The sequence below is a fragment of the Provencibacterium massiliense genome, assembly GCF_900169495.1.
GTDB classification, from domain to species: Bacteria; Bacillota; Clostridia; order Oscillospirales; family Ruminococcaceae; genus Harryflintia; species Harryflintia acetispora.
This window is the reverse complement of the sequence record NZ_FWCH01000012.1, coordinates 522,934-542,688: the sequence shown is the minus strand read 5'-3', so window position 1 is coordinate 542,688 and position 19,755 is coordinate 522,934. Positions and strand designations below refer to the sequence as shown.

General features: G+C 59.7%; 22 protein-coding genes. All 22 read left to right on the top strand.

Translation table 11 applies throughout. The annotated features are described in order from the left end of the window. Positions 1-10: 10 nt before the first annotated feature. The 22 genes from B5477_RS07690 to B5477_RS07585 all read left to right on the top strand — a co-directional run bounded on the left by B5477_RS07690 (position 11) and on the right by B5477_RS07585 (position 19,707). Positions 11-2,413 carry a virulence-associated E family protein gene (locus B5477_RS07690; protein ID WP_079699131.1) on the top strand — a complete coding sequence of 801 codons (2,403 nt, stop codon included), beginning with the start codon at positions 11-13 and terminating at the stop codon, positions 2,411-2,413. A 234-nt stretch (positions 2,414-2,647) separates the two neighbouring features. Continuing rightward, positions 2,648-2,977, top strand: coding sequence for a PDDEXK family nuclease (locus tag B5477_RS07685; protein ID WP_479725092.1), 330 nt, complete (start codon positions 2,648-2,650; stop codon positions 2,975-2,977). Continuing rightward, complete coding sequence (locus B5477_RS07680) at positions 2,958-4,358, top strand: DEAD/DEAH box helicase (protein ID WP_079699129.1); 1,401 nt, start codon at positions 2,958-2,960, stop codon at positions 4,356-4,358. Before B5477_RS07685 ends, B5477_RS07680 begins: the two co-directional genes overlap by 20 nt. Continuing rightward, complete coding sequence (locus B5477_RS07675; RefSeq protein ID WP_079699128.1) at positions 4,355-4,702, top strand: hypothetical protein; 348 nt, start codon at positions 4,355-4,357, stop codon at positions 4,700-4,702. The genes B5477_RS07680 and B5477_RS07675 overlap by 4 nt, the downstream gene beginning before the upstream one ends. A 4-nt stretch (positions 4,703-4,706) precedes the next feature. Beyond that, positions 4,707-5,102, top strand: a complete 396-nt coding sequence (locus B5477_RS07670) for a hypothetical protein (RefSeq protein WP_079699127.1) — start codon at positions 4,707-4,709, stop codon at positions 5,100-5,102. A gap of 206 nt (positions 5,103-5,308) precedes the next feature. Continuing rightward, positions 5,309-5,872 (top strand): terminase small subunit, encoded by a 564-nt coding sequence (locus B5477_RS07665; RefSeq protein ID WP_079699126.1) that lies wholly within the window; start codon positions 5,309-5,311, stop codon positions 5,870-5,872. Then, entirely contained in the window at positions 5,817-7,040 is a 1,224-nt protein-coding gene (locus B5477_RS07660; protein WP_079699125.1) for a PBSX family phage terminase large subunit, read from the top strand. The genes B5477_RS07665 and B5477_RS07660 overlap by 56 nt, the downstream gene beginning before the upstream one ends. A 191-nt stretch (positions 7,041-7,231) precedes the next feature. Then, positions 7,232-8,767 carry a phage portal protein gene (locus B5477_RS07655; RefSeq protein ID WP_242942152.1) on the top strand — a complete coding sequence of 512 codons (1,536 nt, stop codon included), beginning with the start codon at positions 7,232-7,234 and terminating at the stop codon, positions 8,765-8,767. Beyond that, positions 8,754-10,529: a minor capsid protein gene (locus tag B5477_RS07650; RefSeq protein ID WP_159448967.1), complete on the top strand. Its 1,776-nt coding sequence runs from the start codon at positions 8,754-8,756 to the stop codon at positions 10,527-10,529. Before B5477_RS07655 ends, B5477_RS07650 begins: the two co-directional genes overlap by 14 nt. Continuing rightward, a complete protein-coding gene (locus B5477_RS07645; RefSeq protein ID WP_079699123.1) occupies positions 10,526-10,789 on the top strand; it encodes a hypothetical protein in 264 nt (87 codons plus the stop codon). The genes B5477_RS07650 and B5477_RS07645 overlap by 4 nt, the downstream gene beginning before the upstream one ends. Positions 10,790-10,933: 144 nt before the next feature. Further along, positions 10,934-11,587, top strand: a complete 654-nt coding sequence (locus B5477_RS07640; protein ID WP_079699122.1) for a phage scaffolding protein — start codon at positions 10,934-10,936, stop codon at positions 11,585-11,587. 9 nt (positions 11,588-11,596) lie between these two features. After that, the gene (locus B5477_RS07635) at positions 11,597-11,956 is read left to right on the top strand and encodes a hypothetical protein (RefSeq protein ID WP_079699121.1); all 360 of its coding nucleotides are present in this window, start codon (positions 11,597-11,599) and stop codon (positions 11,954-11,956) included. Positions 11,957-11,979: 23 nt separating this feature from the next. Continuing rightward, complete coding sequence (locus B5477_RS07630) at positions 11,980-13,152, top strand: phage coat protein (protein WP_079699120.1); 1,173 nt, start codon at positions 11,980-11,982, stop codon at positions 13,150-13,152. A 4-nt stretch (positions 13,153-13,156) separates the two neighbouring features. Beyond that, on the top strand, positions 13,157-13,561 hold the full coding sequence (locus tag B5477_RS07625) for a hypothetical protein (protein ID WP_079699119.1): 405 nt from the start codon (positions 13,157-13,159) through the stop codon (positions 13,559-13,561). Next, positions 13,555-13,923 (top strand): hypothetical protein, encoded by a 369-nt coding sequence (locus tag B5477_RS07620; RefSeq protein ID WP_079699118.1) that lies wholly within the window; start codon positions 13,555-13,557, stop codon positions 13,921-13,923. The genes B5477_RS07625 and B5477_RS07620 overlap by 7 nt, the downstream gene beginning before the upstream one ends. Further along, positions 13,923-14,414, top strand: coding sequence for an HK97 gp10 family phage protein (locus B5477_RS07615; RefSeq protein ID WP_079699117.1), 492 nt, complete (start codon positions 13,923-13,925; stop codon positions 14,412-14,414). The genes B5477_RS07620 and B5477_RS07615 overlap by 1 nt, the downstream gene beginning before the upstream one ends. Further along, complete coding sequence (locus B5477_RS07610; protein WP_079699116.1) at positions 14,407-14,829, top strand: phage tail terminator family protein; 423 nt, start codon at positions 14,407-14,409, stop codon at positions 14,827-14,829. Before B5477_RS07615 ends, B5477_RS07610 begins: the two co-directional genes overlap by 8 nt. A 2-nt stretch (positions 14,830-14,831) precedes the next feature. Then, positions 14,832-15,026: a hypothetical protein gene (locus B5477_RS07605; protein ID WP_079699115.1), complete on the top strand. Its 195-nt coding sequence runs from the start codon at positions 14,832-14,834 to the stop codon at positions 15,024-15,026. 1 nt (position 15,027) lies between these two features. Beyond that, positions 15,028-16,353 (top strand): phage tail sheath family protein, encoded by a 1,326-nt coding sequence (locus B5477_RS07600; protein ID WP_079699114.1) that lies wholly within the window; start codon positions 15,028-15,030, stop codon positions 16,351-16,353. A 15-nt stretch (positions 16,354-16,368) separates the two neighbouring features. Further along, positions 16,369-16,842 (top strand): phage tail tube protein, encoded by a 474-nt coding sequence (locus tag B5477_RS07595; RefSeq protein ID WP_079699113.1) that lies wholly within the window; start codon positions 16,369-16,371, stop codon positions 16,840-16,842. A gap of 31 nt (positions 16,843-16,873) precedes the next feature. Continuing rightward, positions 16,874-17,299 (top strand): phage tail assembly chaperone, encoded by a 426-nt coding sequence (locus B5477_RS07590; RefSeq protein ID WP_079699112.1) that lies wholly within the window; start codon positions 16,874-16,876, stop codon positions 17,297-17,299. Between the two features lie 254 nt (positions 17,300-17,553). After that, positions 17,554-19,707, top strand: coding sequence for a tape measure protein (locus B5477_RS07585; RefSeq protein ID WP_143533564.1), 2,154 nt, complete (start codon positions 17,554-17,556; stop codon positions 19,705-19,707). The last annotated feature ends 48 nt before the right edge of the window (positions 19,708-19,755 follow it).

The window sequence follows — 19,755 nt, the reverse complement described above, 5'->3', positions numbered from 1 at the left end:
GTGCCGCCCCATGCAATATGACCGCAAAATCACAATATCCGCCGGGAGCAACCGGCGGGCCATGACCTGGCAAGCCCAGACCATGCTCATCTCCGAGCTGTGGGCCCGGCTCCAGGCCCCCGCCAGAGGCACGGAAACCCTGGCTGCATATCTGAATATGAAAAAGGCCCAGCAGGATGACCTCAAGGATGTGGGCGGCTTTATGGCCGGCACACTGTCCGGGCCCCGGCGCAAAGCCAACAATGTGACCGGGCGTGATGTCATCACCCTGGACCTGGACAACATCCCCTCCGGGGGCACGGAGGATGTCCTGCGCCGGGTGGAGGCCCTGGGCTGCGGCTATTGCATCTATTCCACCCGTAAGCACAGCCCAGCGGCTCCCCGCCTGCGTGTTCTGCTCCCCACGGACAGGACCATGACGGCGGATGAGTATGAGCCCTGTGCCCGCAAAATGGCGGAGTACATAGGCCTGGAGCTCATGGACCCCACAACCTTTGAGGTGTCCCGCCTCATGTATTGGCCGTCCTGCTGCGCTGACAGCCAATACATCTATGTGTGGAAAGACAAGCCCCTGCTCTCTGCCAACGGCCTGCTGGCCAAATACGATGACTGGACCGACTGCACCGCCTGGCCCCAGGTGCCGGGCGCTCTGAGCCTGCCCAAGCTGGCCGTCAAGCAGGGGGACCCGGAGGGCAAGACCGGCGTGGTGGGCGCTTTCTGCCGCACCTATGACATCTACCGGGCCATGGATGAGCTCATCCCCGGCATCTATGAGCCGGTGGACAACATGCCGGGCCGCTACACCTACCTGGGCGGCTCCACCACCGGCGGCGCTGTCATCTACGACAACGGCAAATTCCTCTATTCCCACCACGCCACCGACCCGTGCAGCAACCGCCTGGTCAATGCCTTTGATATGGTCCGCCTCCACCGCTTTGGGGACAAGGACGATGAGGCCCAGCCGGGCACCCCCACCAACCGCCTGCCCTCCTACAAGGCCATGTGTGAGCTGGCCGTGGAGGACAAGGATGTGGCCGCCTTGATGAGCCAGGAGCGCTACCAGGAGGCCATCAAGGACTTTGAGGGCGTGACCGGCACCAACGATGAGGACCCCGCCAACTGGATGGGCAAGCTGGCCGTCAACACCCAAACGGGCCTGCCCAAGTCCACCATTGACAATGTGTGGATTATCCTGGAGCATGACCCCCTCCTCAAAGGCAAGTTTGCCCTCAACCAGTTTGCGGGCCGTGGTGAGGTCCTGGGGGCTCTCCCCTGGGACAGCCGCACGGAGCGCCGCTTTTGGGATGACAACGACAACCAGGGCCTCTACTGGTACATGGAACGCTACCACCACATCACCGGCAACGGCAAGATTGACGGGGCGCTTTCCCTGCACTCCACCGCCCACGCTTTCAACGAGATACAGGACTATCTCAAGGGCCTTGTCTGGGACGGGACGCCCCGCCTGGACACGCTCTTTGTGGACTACCTGGGAGCCGCTGACACCCCCTACACCAGGGCCGTGACCCGCAAGTCATTCACCGCCGCCGTGGCCCGTGCTATGGTCCCCGGCATCAAGTATGACACCATGCTCATCCTCTCCGGGCCGCAAGGCCTGGGCAAAAGCACCCTTTTGGATAAGATGAGCCGGGGCTGGTTTAATGACAGCATCCGCACCTTTGAGGGCAAGGAGGCCTCTGAGCTGCTCCAGGGCGTCTGGCTGGTGGAGGTGTCCGAGCTGGACGCTTTCCGCCGGACGGATGTGGCCCGCATCAAGCAGTTTCTCTCCCTGCGGGCGGACCGTTTCCGGGCCGCCTATGGCCGCCATGTCAAGGAGCTGCCCCGGTGCTGCGTGTTCTTCGGCACCACCAACACCTCCGACTATCTCCAGGACCGTACCGGCAACCGGCGCTTTTGGCCGGTGGATGTGGGCGTGGTCCCGCACACAAAAACAGTGTGGTCCGATCTGCCGGAGGAGATTGACCAGCTATGGGCGGAGGCCGTGGTCCGCTGGCGAACCGGAGAGCCTCTTTTCCTCAAAGGAGAGCTGGAGGAGGCCGCCAAGCAAAAGCAGGAGGAGCACCGGGAAACAAGCACCCGTGAGGGCATCATCATGGATTTTCTGGACCGCCAGGTGCCGGAGGACTGGCAGAGCTGGCCGCTGGACCGCCGCCGCATGTTCTGGGGCGGCGGTGTGCAGGGTGAGGTCAAGCTGGTGGACCGGGACCGGGTGTGTGCCCTGGAGGTGTGGTGTGAGGCCCTGGACGGCAAGCAAAAGGACATCCGCTACTCCGACACGGCGGAAATCAACAGCATCATTGAGGCCTCCGGCGGCTGGGAAAAGAGCAAAAGCGCCTTGCGTTTTGGCTACTGCGGAGCCCAGAGAGGCTTTCTAAAGAGGCGTAACATTTAGTGTAACATTGCCTGCAACATTGATTTTGAATGTTACATCTGCCTGCAACATGTTGCGGGCAATGTTACGGGCAATGTTACGGCCTAAACCCTTGAAAACACTGGACTTTTTAAGGCTCTGCAACATTGCAACATTCATTTCTATTGATTTTGAAAATAGAGAGAATTAGAGGATTAGAGAAAATAAAAATTCTCTAAACCGCCTGTGTGCGCATAAGTACGCGCGCGAGGTTACATTGTTGCAGGACCCGATTGGAGGCTGAAAAGATTGAGAGAAAGCAGCATTGAAAGCTACCTGGTCCGCAAGGTGAAAGAGCACGGCGGCCTGTGTTATAAATTCGTGTCCCCCGGCAATCCTGGTGTGCCGGACCGCATCATCATCACCCCCACTGGCAAGACGGTGTATGTGGAGCTGAAAACCGAGATTGGGAGGCTGGCCAAGGTCCAGAAATGGCAGAGAGGCGAGCTGGAGAAACGGGGGGCGGATGTCCGGGTGCTTTATGGGATGGACGCCGTGAAAGAGTTTCTGAGGGAGGTTTTTGGTGATGCAGTACATACCGCATGACTACCAGGCCTACTGCATCCAGCGGGTGGTGGAGGACCCCACGGTGGGACTGTTTCTCCGGCCAGGGCTGGGCAAAACGGTCATCACCCTGTCTGCGGTCAATATCCTCAAGTATTTCCGCTGGCAGGTGGCCAAGGTCCTGGTAGTGGCCCCCAAAAAGGTGGCGGAGGCCACCTGGAGCAAGGAGGCAGCTAAGTGGGACCACCTCCAGCACCTCCGGGTGGTCACCGTTCTGGGGAGCGCCAGCAGGCGCATCAAGGCCCTCAACACCCCGGCGGATGTCTATGTCATCAACCGTGAAAATTTTGAGTGGCTGGTGGACTATTACCAGCAGGCCTGGCCCTTTGACATGGTGGTCTTTGATGAAAGCACCAGTTTCAAGAACTCCCAGAGTAAGCGCTGGAAAGCCGCCAAGCGCATCCGGCGGTTTATCAAGAAAGTGGTGCTGCTGACCGGCACGCCGTCCTCCAAGGGGCTTATTGATTTGTGGGCCCAGGTGTATCTCCTGGACGGTGGGGCCCGTCTGGGGCCCACGCTTTCCGCCTACCGGGAGAGATACTTTGACCCGGACCAGCGGAGCCGGACCCAGATTTTTTCCTACAAGGCCAAGGACGGAGCGGAGAGCGCCGTGCTGGGTGCCATTTCCGACATCTGCATCTCCATGAAAGCGGAGGACTACCTGCAACTGCCGGACTTCATCCAGCATGAAATCCCCGTCATGCTGGACCCCAAGGCCAAAAAGGCCTATGACCAGTTTGAGCGGGACCTGCTGCTGGAGGTGGATGAGGACATCATCACGGCGGGCACCGCCGGGGTCCTGGTGGGCAAGTTGCTGCAATTCTGCAATGGGGCCGTGTATGGCAATGACGGCAAGGTGGTCCCGGTGCATGACTGCAAGCTGGAGGCCTACACGGAGCTGCTGGAGCAACTCAATGGGGAGCATTGCCTCACATTCTACGGCTACCAGCACGACAAGGACCGCATCCTGGAGCGCCTGGAGAAGTACAACCGGGGCCGGGCGGACAAGCTGCGGGTCCGGGTGTATAAGGGCGTGGAGGATGAGGATGCCTGGAACGCCGGAGAGGTGGATGTGCTGCTGGTGCATCCGGCCTCTTGCGCCTACGGGCTCAACCTCCAGGCCGGTGGCCGCCATGTGGTATGGTATGGCTTAAACTGGAGTTTCGAGCTGAACGACCAGGGCAACTGCCGCCTGTACCGGCAGGGCTCCCCCTACGAAAAGGTATTTGTGCATTATCTCATTGTGCAGGGCTGTGAGGATGAGGATGTCATGGCCACCATACGGGACCGGGCAGACACCCATGAGGCTGTCATGCGGGCCCTCAAGGCCAGAATACGCAAGGTAAAGGAGAGTGTGGCATGAATAACCCAATTGTGATTTTGAACGGTGACCAGGTGTATTGTGATGAGCTCATCCGGGAAAACGCCCGGCTGACCATCCAGCATGAGGTGGACCGGCAGAAAATGGAGGCCCTGGAGCGGCAGATTGAGGATCAGGCGGCGAACATCGCCAGCCTTGAGGCCCATTCCTACGCACGGGAGGACCTGGAGGAGCTGGCCGACCTGCGGCGCACGGTGGACAAGGCCATCAAGGACCTGCACTTTGTCATGGCCGGTGGTGACCCGTGCAAGGTGTGCGCCAAGGTGTGCATGATGGGTGAGGGCAACTGCCAGCCGGTGTGGACTGGAGAGAAAACGGAGGACTGAGCACATGACCCTAAAAGAACTGTCCCAGCTTTACTACCTCAACCGGGAGATTGAGATGGACAAGCGCCGCCTCCAAGAGCTGGAGGTCAAGGCTCTGCCGGGCTCCCAGGTCCTCACCGGGATGCCTCACACTCCCGGCGTCAAGGACAAGGTGGGTGAGTATGCGGCGGAGATTGCCGATCTGAGAGGCATTATTGAGGCCAAGCACCAGCAATGCCTCTATGAGCGGAGCCGCCTGGAGCGCTACATCTCCAGCATTGATGACAGCCTCCTCCGGCAGATTTTCACCTATCGGTTTATCAATGGACTCCCCTGGCGGCAGGTGGCCGCCTGCATCGGCGGGGGGAATACCGAGGACGGATGCAGAAAAGCTGTGCAACGGTATCTGGAACGGAACTAAAGCAAGTTGTCCGTTTTGTCCGCTACATAGTGTGCTACAATGTAACTGCGGGTGTATGCCTCATCATGGTATTACCTCCTTTGAGGGTGGCGGCAGGGTGACGGAGCTGAAAACCAGACCCCTGCCGCCATTCACCTATGATTTTTCGGGCTGCTTTCCCCCTATGCGGGGAGGGCGGCCTTTTACTATGTTCTGGGGTGGTGAGTGTGGCAAAGCTGACTGACAAGCAAAAGCGGTTTGTGGATGAGTACCTGGTGGACCTCAATGCCACCGCCGCCGCAAAGCGGGCCGGGTACAGCGAAAAGACAGCGTACAGCATGGGCCAACGGCTGTTGAAAAAAGTTGAAATCCAAGCCGCTATCCAAAAGCGCCAGGCAAAGCTCCGGGGCAAGCTGGAAATCACCCAGGAGCGGGTGCTGGAGGAGCTGGCCGCCATCGCCTTTGCCAACGGCACCGACTTTGCAACCATCACCCACAACGGCCTGGTCCGGCTGACCCCCACCGATGAGGTGCCGGAGGAAAAGAAAAAGGCCGTTGCCTCCATCAAGGAGGGCCAATATGGCACGGAAATCAAGCTCCACGACAAGGTGAGGGCCCTGGAGCTGCTGGGCAAGCACCTGGGCGTCTTTGACGCCAACAACGGCTCCGCAAATGAGCAGGAAAACAACATCTTTGAGGTGATTGAGGAAAGCACCAGAGAGGAGATAGGCACGGATGAGATACCAGAAATTGAGCCCCCGGCAAAACCTGGCCATGACCTGGTGGAATAGGCCGGGCTTTGGGGACTATGACGGCATCATCTGTGACGGCTCCATTCGATCTGGCAAGACCGTGGCCATGACGGTGGGCTTTATCATGTGGGCCATGTGCCGCTTTCAAGGTCAAAACTTTGCCTTGTGCGGCAAGACCATTGAGAGCTTGCGGCGCAATGTGACCACCAACCTGCCCACCTGGCTGGCTGGGGTGTTCTCTTTCCGGGAATACCGCACCGAAAACAAGATTGTGGTGAGCGCCGCCGGGCGCTCCAATAACTTCTATCTGTTCGGCGGGCGGGATGAGAGCAGCGCCTCCCTCATCCAGGGTATCACCCTGGCGGGCGTCCTGCTGGATGAGGTGGCCCTCATGCCCCGCTCTTTCGTGGAGCAGGCCTGTGCCCGGTGCAGCGTGGAGGGCTCCAAGCTCTGGTTTAACTGCAACCCGGAGGGCCCGTCCCATTGGTTTTATCTCACCTGGGTGCTGGAGGCAGGCAAGCGGAACATGCTGCACCTCCATTTCACCATGGATGACAACCTCAGCCTCTCCGCCGCCGTCAAGGCCAGGTATGAGAGCCTATACTCCGGCGTGTTTTATGACCGCTTTATCCGGGGCCTCTGGGTGGTGGCGGAGGGGCTGATTTACACCATGTTCAACAAGGATTACCATGTGGTGCCGGATGTGCCCCGGCCCTATGACCGCTACTACATCTCCGTGGACTATGGCACCGTAAACCCCACCAGCATGGGGCTCTGGGGCCGGGCCTCCGGGAAATGGTATCGTATGCGGGAGTATTACTTTGACAGCCGCAAAGAGGGCCGCCAGCGCACCGATGAGGAGCACTATTTTGAGCTGGAGCGCCTGGCCGGTGACCTGCCCATCCGGGCGGTCATCGTGGACCCCTCAGCGGCCAGCTTTATTGAGGCCATCCGGCGGCATGGCCGCTTTTATGTGGAAAAGGCCTCCAACGCCGTCCTGGACGGCATCCGGGATGTGGCCACCCGGCTCCAAAGCGGGGACATCTTCATCTGCTCCGGCTGCACGGACTGCATCCGGGAGTTTGGGCTCTACCGCTGGGACGAAAAGGCCCCCATGGACCGGCCCATCAAGGAGAATGACCACGCCATGGATGATGTGCGCTATTTTGTCCACAAGATTTTTGGGCCGCAACTTTTCAGCTTTTGAGGTGTGCCATGTTTGAGCAGCAGTATGTGTTGAATAAAATCGAACAATGGGCGGAGCGCCTGCCATACCGCACTTTGCGGATTGAGGTGGAGCTCCCTGGGCAGACCCTCACCCTGGAGAAAAGCAAGGCCCGGCCCATTGGATTTAATCCCCCCCCCCATCCGATCTGCAAGCAAAGGAGGTGATGCACGGTGGTGGTGCTTAATTTGCGGGATGATTGCGTGGCCAGGGCGGCCACAAATTTCCGCCGGGGCATGACGGACAAGCGCTTTTTGGAGCTTGAAATCACGGCCTGGCTGGGCTCCAAAGAGCGCAAGCGGCAGCTTGCGGGTGAGGCCTACTATGACGGGGCCCAGGATGTGCTCCGCCGCAAGCGCATTGCCCTGGACGATGACGGAAAGGTCAAGGTGCTGGACCACCTGCCCAACAACCGGCTGGTCAACAACATCTATGCCAAGATGGTGGACCAGAAAACCAACTATTCCTTTGGGCGGCCTTTTTCCTTTGACACGGAGAACAAGGCCTATGCTGCGGCCCTCTCCACCGTGTTTGGGTCCCGCTTTCAGCGGACCATGCACAACATTGGTGAGGGGGCCTGGATTGGCGGCAAGAGCTGGGTGTTTCCCTACTACGACCAAAACGGGGAGCTGGCTTTCCAGCGCTTTCCGGCGGATGAGGTCCTGCCCTTTTGGGCGGATGCTGACCACACCATCCTGGATGCCGCCGTCCATGTCTATGTGGTGCTGGAGTACGATGAAACCGAGCAGACCAAGGATGTGGTCAAGGTGGAGGTCATGCACGGCGGCGGCGTGGACTGCTTTGTCCGCCGGGATGACGGGACCCTTGAGCCGGACGATTTTGCCCGGTCCGGGCCCTACATCACCACAACGGACCCCCAGACAGGCAAGGAAACCAGCTATAATTGGGAGCGCATCCCCCTGGTGTGCTTTAAGAGCTCCCACCATGAAATCCCCCTCCTGTCCAGGGTGAAATGCCTGCAAGACGCCTACAACAACATCATCTCCAACTTTGCCAACCAGATGGAGGAGGACATCCACTCCACCATCCTGGTCATCAAGAACTATGACGGGGAGGACCTGGGGCGGCTCCGGGCCAACCTGGCCACCTACGGCATCATCAAGGTCCGCTCCTATGAGGGCTCTGAGGGCGGCGTGGACACCCTCCAGATTGAGGTCAACGCCGAAAACTACAAGGTCCTGCTCTCCCTGCTCAAGGATGCCATCATTGAGAACGCCAGGGGCTATGACGCCAAGGATGACCGCATGAGCGGCAACCCTAACCAGATGAATATACAGAGCATGTATTCTGATATTGACCTGGACGCCAACGGCATTGAAATGGAGTTTCAGGCCTCCATGGAGGAGCTGCTCTGGTTTGTCAACCAACACCTGGCCAACACGGGACGGGGGAGTTTTGAGGGCACGGAGGTCAAGGTCATCTTTGACCGGGATGTCCTCATCAATGAAACCGAGGTCATCAACAACTGCAAGAACTCCGTGGGCATCCTCTCTGATGAAACCATCGTGAAAATGCACCCCTGGGTGTCTGACCCGGAGCAGGAGCTCCAGCGCATCAAGGACGAAAAGGAGAAGGCCATGGCCGACCCCTACCAGGCCGCCTTTATGAAAAACCGGCAGAACGGCGGGGACGGCTCCGGCAGCCCCGTGACCGGCCAGGATGGCGGTGACGGCGATGCCCAGGAATAACCTCCAGCGCAATGCGGACTATTGGGCCCAGCGCATGAAAAACATGGAGGACGCCCTGCTGGACCAGTCATACTCCTATGTGGAAAACCTGGATGCCCAATTCCGGGCCGCTGAGGCTGAGATTGAGCGCCAGATGTCCGCATGGTACAGGCGCTTTGCTGCCAACAATGACATCACCCTGGCAGATGCCAAGCGGCTACTCAACAGTGATGAGCTGGCGGAGTTTCGCTGGACGGTTGAGGACTACATCAAGCACGGTGAGGAAAACGCCCTCACCGGGGCCTGGATGAAAGAGCTGGAGAACGCCAGCGCCAGGGTCCACATCTCCCGGCTGGATGCCCTCAAAATCCAGCTCCAGCAGCAGGCAGAGCTCCTCTATTCCAATCAGCTTGACTACATAGACCGGGCCGCCCGGCAATCCTACACCGGGAGCTTTTACCACACGGCCTATGAGGTCCAAAAGGGCCTGGGCGTGGGTTGGACCATGCAGGCCGTCAATGAGGGGACCATCACCAAGGTCCTCTCCCGGCCATGGACCACGGACGGCCAGACTTTCCGGGACCGCTGCTGGACCAACAAGCAGAGCCTTGTGAACAGCGTCAACACCCAGCTCACCCAGATGATTATACGGGGAGAGGCTCCAGACCGGGCCATCTCCGCCATCTCCAAGCAGTTTGAGGTGTCCCGCTCCAAGGCGGGCCGCCTGGTGATGACGGAAAGCGCCTATTTCTCCAGCGCCGCTCAAAAGGACTGTTTCAACGCCCTGGGCGTAGAGAAATACAGGATTGTGGCCTCTTTTGACCGGGACACCTGCGGCCTGTGTTCGGCGCTGGACGGCAAGGTGTTCAAGATGTCAGACTACCAGGTGGGGCTCACCGCTCCGCCGTTCCATCCCTGGTGCCGCTGCTGCACCGCCCCCTACTTTGAGGACATGGAGGGCCTGGGGGAGCGCTGGACCCGCAACCCGGACGGCACCACCACAAAGGTCCCGGCAAACACCACCTTTGCCCAATGGCGGCAGAGCTTTGTGCAGGGACCTACTCCTGGTTTACAGGTGGCCTCCGGGAGTGGTACAATGGCCGCAAAGGCAACCACGCATTTCCAGAGTGTTGTGCAGGGCTTGCCCGCATCCCCCAACGGCTACACGGACGCCCTTGAGCAACACTATGCGTCCGGCAATCAGACGGCCCAGGCTGTCTTTGAGCGCTATGTCCAGCCCGGCTCCGTTGCGGATGGGGCTTTCTCCGGCACGCCGCATTTTGACAGCCGCATCCAAAAGGTTAAAATGAATTTTGCCAACGACATGACGGACCCCAGAGGCCCAGCAACAACCTTTTTCCATGAACACGGCCATTATATTGATTTTATGTCGTGCGCCGGGAGCGGCTACACATCCATGCAGACGCCAGACTTTGGCGACGCCTTGAAAAAGGACTTTGAGGCCTATGTCAAGGCTACCATGAAAGCCCACGGCACAAAGAGAAAGACGGATGCCTATGCAATCATCTCTCAGGAGCTCCGTGGGGCGCTGCCCAATGCAATCTCCGATCTGTTCGGCGGAATGTCCCGCAACAAGTGCGCTGGCACATACGGCCATTGGAACACACGCTACTGGACCTACTCCGGGATGCTGGAGAAAGAGGCCTTTGCCCACATGTTTGCCGCTCAATTCGATGCTGACCGCTACGCTTTGATGCAGAAATACTTTCCCACCGCTTTGGCGGAGTTTGAGAAACTGCTGAAAGGGGTGACAACGCCATGATTAAGTATTCCGATGTGACAACCAACCAGGAGCTCCAGGAGGCCGTCACCGCCTATGAGCAGGCCTTTGGAGGCCGCTTTGTGGGGGATGAGCCGGGCCCCGGCCTGGTGTATCTGGACGCCAACGGGACCTCCTACGGCCCCCCGGACGGCTACACCAAAGAGGACCTGCTCACGGCTCTGGAGGGTAGCAAAGACATCCTCCCCTCTATCTGGACCAATTTGGATGGGCTGGATATTGACCCAGACATCCTTTACTGACCCGATGATAAAAGCATCGTGCTGAAAAGCACGGTGCTTTTTTCATACCCAAATACCGCCGGGCCCCGGCGGAAACCAACAGGGGCGCTGCCATACCGGGACTGGCCGGACACAAGGAAAGCAGATAACAGGAGGTAACGCAACATGAAACTTTTATGGCTCAAGGAAATCATTGGCGATGCCTACACGGAGGACATGGACGCCGCCGCCTGCCAGGCGATTGGCAAGGACTTTGTTGCCCGTGCGGACTTCAACGCCAAAAACACCCGTGTCAAGGAGCTGGAGGCCCAGGTGGGCCAGCTTGAGGAGGCCGCCAAGGGACACGCCAAGCAGCTTGAGGAGCTGAAAAAGTCCGCTGGCGACAACGAAGAGCTGACCCGCAAGATTGGCGAACTGGAGCAGCAGAACAAGGCGGACAAGGCCGCTTATGAGAAAGAGCTGGCCACTATCCGGCTGACTGCCGCCGTGGACGCCGAACTCACCGCCGCCGGAGCCAAGAACAACACCGCTGTCCGGGCTCTCCTGGCCGACTACCTCAAGGACGCCAAGATTGAGGACGGCAAGGTGGTGGCCAAGGTGAACAATGAGAGCATCACCCTGGCCGCCAAAATCGAGGCCATGAAAAAGGACGCCAACACGGACTTTCTCTTTGGGAGCACCGGGGCCAAGCTGACCGGCTGGAAACCCGGCGACCCCGACACCGGGCGGAAACCCGGCGAGGGGAAAAAGCCCTCTGAGATGTCCTATTCCGAGCTGGCGGCTTTCCTGGCCGAAAACCCGGACGCCAAGCTGGAATGAGGTGACAACATGCGAAACATCACAACCCCTGCCAAAGCCGTGTCTTTTGAGGACGCCTTGAGAAATCTGGCGGCCAAGCTGACCGGCAAGTCCGCCGCATCCCTGCCCCGCACCCAGGAGGCCGTGGTGCAGTACATTGCGGACAACATCTCCTCCGTGAAAGAGCTGACGGACGCCCTGGCCAAAGAGCTGGCCATCCGGCTGACCCAGGAGCTTGCGGAGGCCATTGTCCAGGAAGTCATGGACCGTCTGGCCCCTGCGGGCACAGGGGCGGCCCAGGACGGCCCGGAGGATGAGCCGGAGGGTGATGATACCACCGGCACCAAAGAGGCCCCCAGGGGCCGCAAGCGCAAGCCCAACACCAACTAATTTGCAGAAAGGAAGATTGAACTATGCCTAACACCAAGTTTGATGCCAAGTCTTTCAATCCCCAGGCTTTCAAGTATGCGGTGGACCGCATCCCCCGCACCCGCCTCAATGAAATGCGGAAGTCCAGAGCGCTGGCGGGCAACCCCGACATCCGGGATGTGTTCAGCACCCAGGGTGGCACCGGCTATGCCCGCATCGCCATGCGGGGCCTGCTGGACGGCGATGCCGTCAACTATGACGGCCAGACCGACATCACCGCCACCTCCACCAAGACCTTTGAGCAGGGCGTGGTGGTCATTGGCCGTGCCAAGGCCTGGACTGAAAAGGACTTTTCCTTTGACATCACCGGCGGCATTGACTGGATGGACAATGTAGCCCAGCAGGTTTCCGAGTATTGGCAGGACATTGACCAGGACACCATCCTGGCTGTCCTCAAGGGCGTCTTTGCCATGACCGGCGGCCAGAGCGCTGAATTTGTGGCCAAGCACACCTATGAGGTGGCGGGCAACATGGAGGCCACCACCATGAACAGCGCCACTGCCCAGGCCTGCGGTGACCGTAAGAAGAAATTTTCCCTGGTGTTCATGCACTCCGTTGTGGCCACCAACCTGGAAAACCTCAACCTGCTCACCGCCCTCAAGTACACCGACAAGGACGGTGTGACCCGTGACCTGACCCTCTACACCTGGAACGGCAAGACCGTTGTGGTGGATGACGGGATGCCTGCCACGGACGGCTATTTCCCCGCCAGCGCCTCCGATGAGGGAGCGCTCCAGGTCAAGGCCTCCGGTGCTACTGCTGGCCAGATCAACCAGGCGGAGGTCACCCCCTACTTTGGCGAGGGCACCCCTGCGGCGGACAGCTATGTGGTCCCCGGCACCCGCTACACCACCTATGTGCTGGGCGAGGGCGCTATCAGCTTTGAGGACATCGGTGCCAAGGTCCCCTATGAAATGGCCCGTGACCCCAAGACGGACGGCGGTGTGGACACCCTCTACACCCGCCAGCGTAAGGTGTTCTCTCCCTTTGGCATCTCCTACGAAAAGACCAGCCAGACCACTCTCTCCCCCACGGATGCAGAGCTGGCCAACGGTGCCAACTGGTGCCTGGTCCATTCTGGTGAGAGCGGTGAGGGGGACCGCTCCTACATCGCCCACAAGGCCATCCCCATTGCCCGCATCCTCTCCAGAGGCTAAGGACATGGAGGGCGTGTATGAGGCCGTGGCGGACCGGCTGGCCATGCTGGGCTACACTGTCACGGACGATGACGAAACCGGCCTTAAATACACCATCCGCAAGTGTGAGGCGGAGCTTTTGGCGAACATCAACCACCGAAAGCTCCCGCCTCCTCTTTTTTACACCCTTGTGGACATTGTGGCCGGTCATTTCCTGTTTGATAAGAAAGCCGCCGGAGGGCTTGACGGGCTGGAGGGCTTTGACTTCAACGCCCCCGCCAAGAGTATCACGGAGGGGGACATCTCCGTGACCTTTGCCGGGGCCAGCGATGGTGCAAGCAATGCGGAAAGCCGCTTTGACGCCATGCTGGCCCAGCTCATGCACCCGGCAGAGAGCACCCTGGCGGCTTTTCGGAGGCTGAGATGGTAGTCCCCGCCGCCTACAAAAAGGCCATCCAGAGCCTCTGGACCGGCCTGGCCACCATCACCGTGCGGCAGGGTGTGCTCAACCCTGCCAATGGCCGCACGGAGCCGGTGGAGAAAGTGACGGCCTCCGGCCTACCCTGCCGCATTTCCCACCAGACCGTCAAGAGCACCGAACCCACCGAGGAGGCGGCCCTGGTGGCCCAGACGGTGACGCTCTACATTGACCCGTCCGTGGACATCCCGGAGGGCTCTAAAATCACGGTGACCCAGAACGGCGTCACCCGTGACTATGAGCGGAGCGGCAAACCTGCCGTTTACACCTGCCACCAGGAGGTCCCCCTGGAGCTGTTCAAGGAGTGGGCCTAATGCGGTGGGGCGATGTCGATTACAAGCAGCTCCAAAAGCTACGGGATAACCTGCAAAAGCTCCAGGACATGGACCTGGACAAATTCTGTGAGGATGTGTCCAAAGAGCTGGCCGCCCGGCTGCTGGCCCTGGTCATCCCCCGCACCCCGGTGGGGCAATACTCCCGGAGCAGCGGGAAAAAGGGCGGCACCCTGCGCCGGGGCTGGACCGCCCGGACCGAGCAGGAGGCGGCGGGCGGCGGGAAAGTAGACCCCGCCGCCTACGCCAATGCTCTGCCAGTTTTCAAGAGGGGGCGGACCTTTTACATCGAGGTCATCAACCCTGTCCACTACGCCAGCTATGTGGAGTTTGGACACCGCACCCGTGGCGGAGGCGGCTGGGTGGCCGGGCAGTATTTCCTTACCCTGTCTGAAAAGGACCTTGAGCGGGTGGCCCCCGCCGTCATTGAGAAAAAGCTGGAGGCGCTGCTGCGGGAGGCTTTCAATGTCTGAAATCAGTTTTAAGAGCATCTATGACGGCGTGAGCCTTGCGCTGCACGCCGCTTTTCCTGCTGTGCAGGTACACGGCGGGAATGTCAAGCAGGGCCTCAACCCTGGGGACCTCAATGTGGTCATGCCCTCCGCCGGGCAGAGCAAGCAGGTGGGAGAGCGGTTTCTCCGCACCCCCACCCTGGATGTCATCTACTACCCCAAGGTGGGGGTGGCGGAGTGCTGCGAGGTGGCAGATCAGCTCACCATGCTCCTGCGGGACATCACCACCCCGGAGGGGGACCTCATCCATTGCACCAACTGCGAATGGACCATTGAGGAGGGCGTCCTGCATGTGCTGGTGAGCTATGACCACCACGCCTACATCCCCCAGGAGCCGGTCCTCATGGAAACCCTTGATATTGAAATGGAGGGATAAACATGGCGCAAGCCAAGACCACGAACAGCGAAAAGGCCACCGGGGCCGCTACTTACAAAAAGGAGCAGCTTGTGGCCTCCAAGCGATATGCCAACCGGCGGGACCTCATCCGGGCTCTGCTGGAGGACGGCAAGGCCTACACCTTGAATGAGGTGGACGGGCTGATTGAGAAGTACATGAAAGGAAAGGTGAACTAATATGGCGCTGGGCGGCGGCACCTGGCAGGTCCAAAACAAGGTCCTGCCCGGTTACTATGTCAATTTTTCCAGTGTGCCCAGGGCGTCTGCGGCCCTCTCTGACAGAGGCTTTGCGGCAGCGCCTTTTGAGCTGAGCTGGGGCCCGGAGGGTGAGGTTTTCGCCGTCACCTCCGGGGAGTTTCAGAAGAACAGCAAAACCATTTTCGGCTATGCCTACGACCACCCCAAGATGCTCCCCCTGCGGGAGATTTTCACCCACGCCACCACCGTCTACTGCTACCGCCTGGGCTCCGGGGCCGTCAAGGCCTCCAACACCCTGGCCACGGCTAAGTATGGCGGCGTGAGAGGCAACGACATCACCATTGTGGTGGCCGCCAATGTGGATGAGCCGGACCTGTGGGATGTGACCACCTATGTGGACGGCGTGGCCGCTGACACCCAGACCGTTGAGGATGCTGAGGCTCTGGTAAGCAACGATTGGGTGGACTTCAAGACGGAGGCCACCCTGTCCGCATCTGCCGGGATGCCTCTGACCAACGGGGCGGATGCCACCACCATCAACGGCGAGGCCCACCAAGCCTTTTTGGACAAGATTGAGCCCTATGCCTACAACGCTCTGTGTTGCCCGGCATCGGACGCCACCACCGTCCGGCTCTATCAGCAGTTTTGCAGCCGGGTCCGGGATGAGGTGGGCAGTAAATTCCAGCTTGTGGCCTGGCAGCCCAGCACGGCGGACTATGAGGGCATCATTGGCGTGTGGAACACCGTGACCCACCCCACCATTGCCAGCGTGCCCACCCATTCCCTGGTGTATTGGGTGGCCGGTGCTGAGGCGGGCTGTGCGGTCAACAAGTCCCTCACCAATTTCAAGTATGATGGTGAGCTGACCATCAACACCGACTACACCCAGGCGGAGCTGGAGGCGGCCCTCAAGGCGGGCAAGTTTATCTTCCACAATGTCAATGGTGATGTGCGGGTGCTGGAGGACATCAACACCCTGCTCACCCTGTCCGACACCAAGGGGGAGATTTTCCAGAGCAACCAGACCATCCGGGTGTGTGACCAGATTGCCAATGATGTGGCGGTGCTGTTCGGCCAAAAGTACCTGGGCACCGTGCCCAATGACGCCTCTGGCCGCTCCTCCCTGTGGGGGGACATCACCAAGCTCATCCAGCAGCTTGATGACATCCGGGCCGTGGAGAACTTTGACCCGGAAATTGTGACCTGTGAGCAGGGTGACAGCAAGAAAGCCGTCCTCTGCATCGTCAACGGGCTCAATGTGGTCAACGCCATGGCCCAGCTCTACATGAGCGTGATTATCCAGTAAGGGAGGGAAAGGAAAATGTCCAAGCCGACCATGAACACCCAGGACGCTGTAAGCGCCAATTTTGCGGAGTGCTTTGTCACCATTGACGGGACCCGCTACTCCATGCTCATGGCCAAGGAGTTTGAGGGCACGGCATCCGTCAACACCGCTGAGGTTTACAAGCTGGGCGGTGTTGTGGTGGGCCACAAGGCCCAGACCGTTGCCCTGTCTTTCTCCATGACCATCTACAAATGCACGGAGATTTTTGACAAGGTGGTGGAGGACTTCATCAAGACCGGCGTGATGCCCACCTTTGACATCCAGACCTCCAACGATGACCCCGCCACCACCGTGGGCCGGAGCACCAAGATTTACAACAACTGCATCCTGGACGGTGATGTGCTGCTGTCCATGTTCAATGCAGAGGGTGATTTTGTCGAGCAGTCTATTGAGGGCTACTGTGACAGCTTTACCCGTCCCGAACAGTACACCAACCCGGCCTACATGTAAGGCCGCATAACACACAAGGAGGAAAAAATCCATGAGTAACCTGTCCGCTTTCATGCGTGCCAATGTCGAGCAGATTGAAAACCACAAGTTTGCCGCCTCCCCCCGTATCAAGGGGGAGGACGGCAAGCCCATGGAGTGGGAAATCTGCTGCATTTCCGCCGATGAGTACGCCCGCATCCGCTCCGCCTGCATCCGCCAGGTCCCCGTGCCCGGCAAGAAAGGCCAGTACACCCAGCAGCTTGACACCTACACTTTCCAGGCAAAGGTGGCGGCCCGCTGCACCGTGTTCCCGGACCTCAACAACGCCGCACTCCAGAATGATTGGGGCGTGGCCAAGCCGGAGGAGCTGATTGGCAAGCTGCTCATTGGCGGCGAGTTTGACGATTATGTCACGGAGGTTTTCCAGGTCAACGGTTTCAAGACCGATGATGACATGGTGGCTGAGGCAAAAAACTAATCCTGGACGGTGACCCGGAGGCCAACTTTGCCCATTTCTGCCTGCAAAAGTTTGGCTGGGAGCCGTCCAAGTTTTTAGACCTGCCCGTCAAGGAAAAGGCTTTTGTCATCGCCTCCATCCAAGTGAGAGGCGAGGATGATAAGAAACGGGAGGCCGAGCTGAAAAGCAAGATGAGAAAAGGCAGAGCCAAACGGAAGTAACAGGGGCCCCCGCTGCATGGCGGGGGCCTAATTCTTAAAAGAGGGGGTGAACCCGTGGCAACAATCAGATCTCAGATGGTCCTCAATGACGGTATCAGCGGCGTGCTCAGAAAAATCAACACGGCGCTCAACACCACCCTCAATGCCTTTGAGCAGGTCCAGCGGGCCTCCGGGCGTGCTGTGGACACGGCGCAAATCCAGGCGGCCAGAGCGGCGCTGGTGCAGGCCAACCGTGAAGTGGATGAAATGGCGGAGGGCTACCGCCGGGCGGCAGAGCAGGAGGAAATCCTCAACAAGGGCCTCCGCAACGGCACCAATGCTGCGGGCGGCCTGCTGGGCAAGGTCAAAGGCATTGTGGCCACATTGGCCGCCGGAGCCGGTATAAAAGCGCTCCTGGGGCTGTCTGACAAGATGACCAGCACCACGGCCCGCCTCAATTTCCTTGTGGATGACGGGGGCTCTGTGGAGGCCCTGGAGCAAAAAATCATGGCCTCTGCCCAGAGGTCCCGGTCCGCCTATCTGGACACCGCCTCCGCCATCGCCAGTATGGGAGCCAATGCGGGCTCCGCTTTTGAAAGCAATGATGAGCTCATCGCTTTCATGGAACAAATCAACAAGCAGTTTGTCATTGGCGGCGCTACGGCGGAGGGCCAGTCTGCCGCCATGCTCCAGCTCACCCAGGCCATGGCCGCCGGTGCCCTCCGGGGCGAGGAGCTCAACTCCATCCTGGAGAACGCCCCCGGCATTGCCCGTGCCATTGAGAGCTACATGGGCATTGCGGAGGGCTCCATCAAGCAATATGCGGAGCAGGGCCTCATCACCGCTGAGGTGGTCAAAAACGCCATGTTTGCCGCCGCCGATGAAACCAACGCCAAGTTTGAAAGTATGCCCCTGACCTGGGCCCAGATTGCCACCAAGATGCAAAACACGGCCCTGGCGGCCTTTGACCCTGTGCTCACACGGCTCAACCAGGTGGCAAACAGCGCTCAGTTTAACACGGTCATCAACGGGGCCATCAACGGGCTGGCCATGCTGGCCACAGTGGCCACCGGCGTGCTGGACCTCCTCATCAACGGGGCCGCCTTTGTAGTGGACAACTGGAGCTGGATAAGCCCCATTGTCTACGGCCTGGTGGCCGCCTTTATCGCCTACAATGCCGTGGCCCTCATCACCAACGGCATCAACGCCGCCATGGCGCTGGCTGAGGGCGTGAAAGCGGCGGCATTGATGATGAGCACCGGGGCCACCTTTGCCCAGACAGCGGCTCAGTACGGGCTCAATGCGGCCCTGCTGGCCTGTCCTATCACCTGGATTGTGGTGCTGGTCATCGCCCTTGTGGCGGCCATCTACGCCGCCTGTTCGGCCATCGCCAAGTTTACCGGCATCGCCAACAGCGGCTTTGGCGTCATCTGCGGCGGCATCAATGTGGTGGTGCAATTCTTTGTCAACCTGGGCTTGACCATCGCCAACATTGCCCTGGGCATCTGGAACGCCCTGGGGGCCTGCGCTCAGAATATCGGCATTGCGTTCAGCAATGTCATCTCCGGCGTGCAGGCCTGGTTTTACAACCTGCTCTCCACGGCGCTCACCGTGGTGGCCGGTATCTGCGAGGCGCTGAACAAGCTGCCCTTTGTGGAGTTTGACTATTCCGGCATCACCAATGCGGCCAGCGACTACGCCGCCAAGGCGGCGGAGGCCTCCGGCAACATCCAGGACTTTGTGAGTGTAGGGGACGCTTTCAACGAGGGCATGAGCACCTTTGACACCTGGCAGAACGGCTGGGTGGGGGACGCTTTCAACGCTGGAGCCAACTGGGGTGACGGCGTGGCCAGCGGCATCTCTGACGCCGTGGGCGGCCTGTTTGACATGGACCTGGGCGCTGCTACGGACTACGGAGCGGGCGGCCTGGGCACCGGCGGATATGGTGACTTTGCCATGGATGACCTTTTGGGCAACACCGGGCAGACCGCCGCCAACACCGGAGCCGCCGCCGATGCCCTCAGCACCTCCACGGAGGAGCTGGAGTATTTGCGGGACATTGCGGAGCGGGACGCCATCAACCGTTTCACTACGGCGGAGGTCCGCATTGACATGACCGGCATGACCAACCGCATTGAGGGCGGTGCCGATCTGGACGGCGTTATCTCCACCCTCACAGACGGCTTTACAGAGGCCCTGCTGACGGCGGCGGAGGGCGTCCATGCTTAGACCCTGCCCCATGCCGGAAACACGGAGTTTTTTCCAATGGAAAAAAGG

Bases quoted from the DNA above. Each gene is read 5' to 3' on its own strand.
- B5477_RS07680 (WP_079699129.1), top strand. From the start codon at position 2,958: ATGCAGTACATACCGCATGACTACCAGGCCTACTGCATCCAGCGGGTG.
- B5477_RS07690 (WP_079699131.1), top strand. From the start codon at position 11: ATGCAATATGACCGCAAAATCACAATATCCGCCGGGAGCAACCGGCGG.
- B5477_RS07670 (WP_079699127.1), top strand. From the start codon at position 4,707: ATGACCCTAAAAGAACTGTCCCAGCTTTACTACCTCAACCGGGAGATT.
- B5477_RS07660 (WP_079699125.1), top strand. From the start codon at position 5,817: ATGAGATACCAGAAATTGAGCCCCCGGCAAAACCTGGCCATGACCTGG.
- B5477_RS07590 (WP_079699112.1), top strand. From the start codon at position 16,874: ATGAGTAACCTGTCCGCTTTCATGCGTGCCAATGTCGAGCAGATTGAA.
- B5477_RS07600 (WP_079699114.1), top strand. From the start codon at position 15,028: ATGGCGCTGGGCGGCGGCACCTGGCAGGTCCAAAACAAGGTCCTGCCC.
- B5477_RS07630 (WP_079699120.1), top strand. From the start codon at position 11,980: ATGCCTAACACCAAGTTTGATGCCAAGTCTTTCAATCCCCAGGCTTTC.
- B5477_RS07615 (WP_079699117.1), top strand. From the start codon at position 13,923: ATGCGGTGGGGCGATGTCGATTACAAGCAGCTCCAAAAGCTACGGGAT.
- B5477_RS07595 (WP_079699113.1), top strand. From the start codon at position 16,369: ATGTCCAAGCCGACCATGAACACCCAGGACGCTGTAAGCGCCAATTTT.
- B5477_RS07650 (WP_159448967.1), top strand. From the start codon at position 8,754: ATGCCCAGGAATAACCTCCAGCGCAATGCGGACTATTGGGCCCAGCGC.
- B5477_RS07675 (WP_079699128.1), top strand. From the start codon at position 4,355: ATGAATAACCCAATTGTGATTTTGAACGGTGACCAGGTGTATTGTGAT.
- B5477_RS07640 (WP_079699122.1), top strand. From the start codon at position 10,934: ATGAAACTTTTATGGCTCAAGGAAATCATTGGCGATGCCTACACGGAG.
- B5477_RS07645 (WP_079699123.1), top strand. From the start codon at position 10,526: ATGATTAAGTATTCCGATGTGACAACCAACCAGGAGCTCCAGGAGGCC.
- B5477_RS07625 (WP_079699119.1), top strand. From the start codon at position 13,157: ATGGAGGGCGTGTATGAGGCCGTGGCGGACCGGCTGGCCATGCTGGGC.
- B5477_RS07610 (WP_079699116.1), top strand. From the start codon at position 14,407: ATGTCTGAAATCAGTTTTAAGAGCATCTATGACGGCGTGAGCCTTGCG.
- B5477_RS07635 (WP_079699121.1), top strand. From the start codon at position 11,597: ATGCGAAACATCACAACCCCTGCCAAAGCCGTGTCTTTTGAGGACGCC.
- B5477_RS07620 (WP_079699118.1), top strand. From the start codon at position 13,555: ATGGTAGTCCCCGCCGCCTACAAAAAGGCCATCCAGAGCCTCTGGACC.
- B5477_RS07605 (WP_079699115.1), top strand. From the start codon at position 14,832: ATGGCGCAAGCCAAGACCACGAACAGCGAAAAGGCCACCGGGGCCGCT.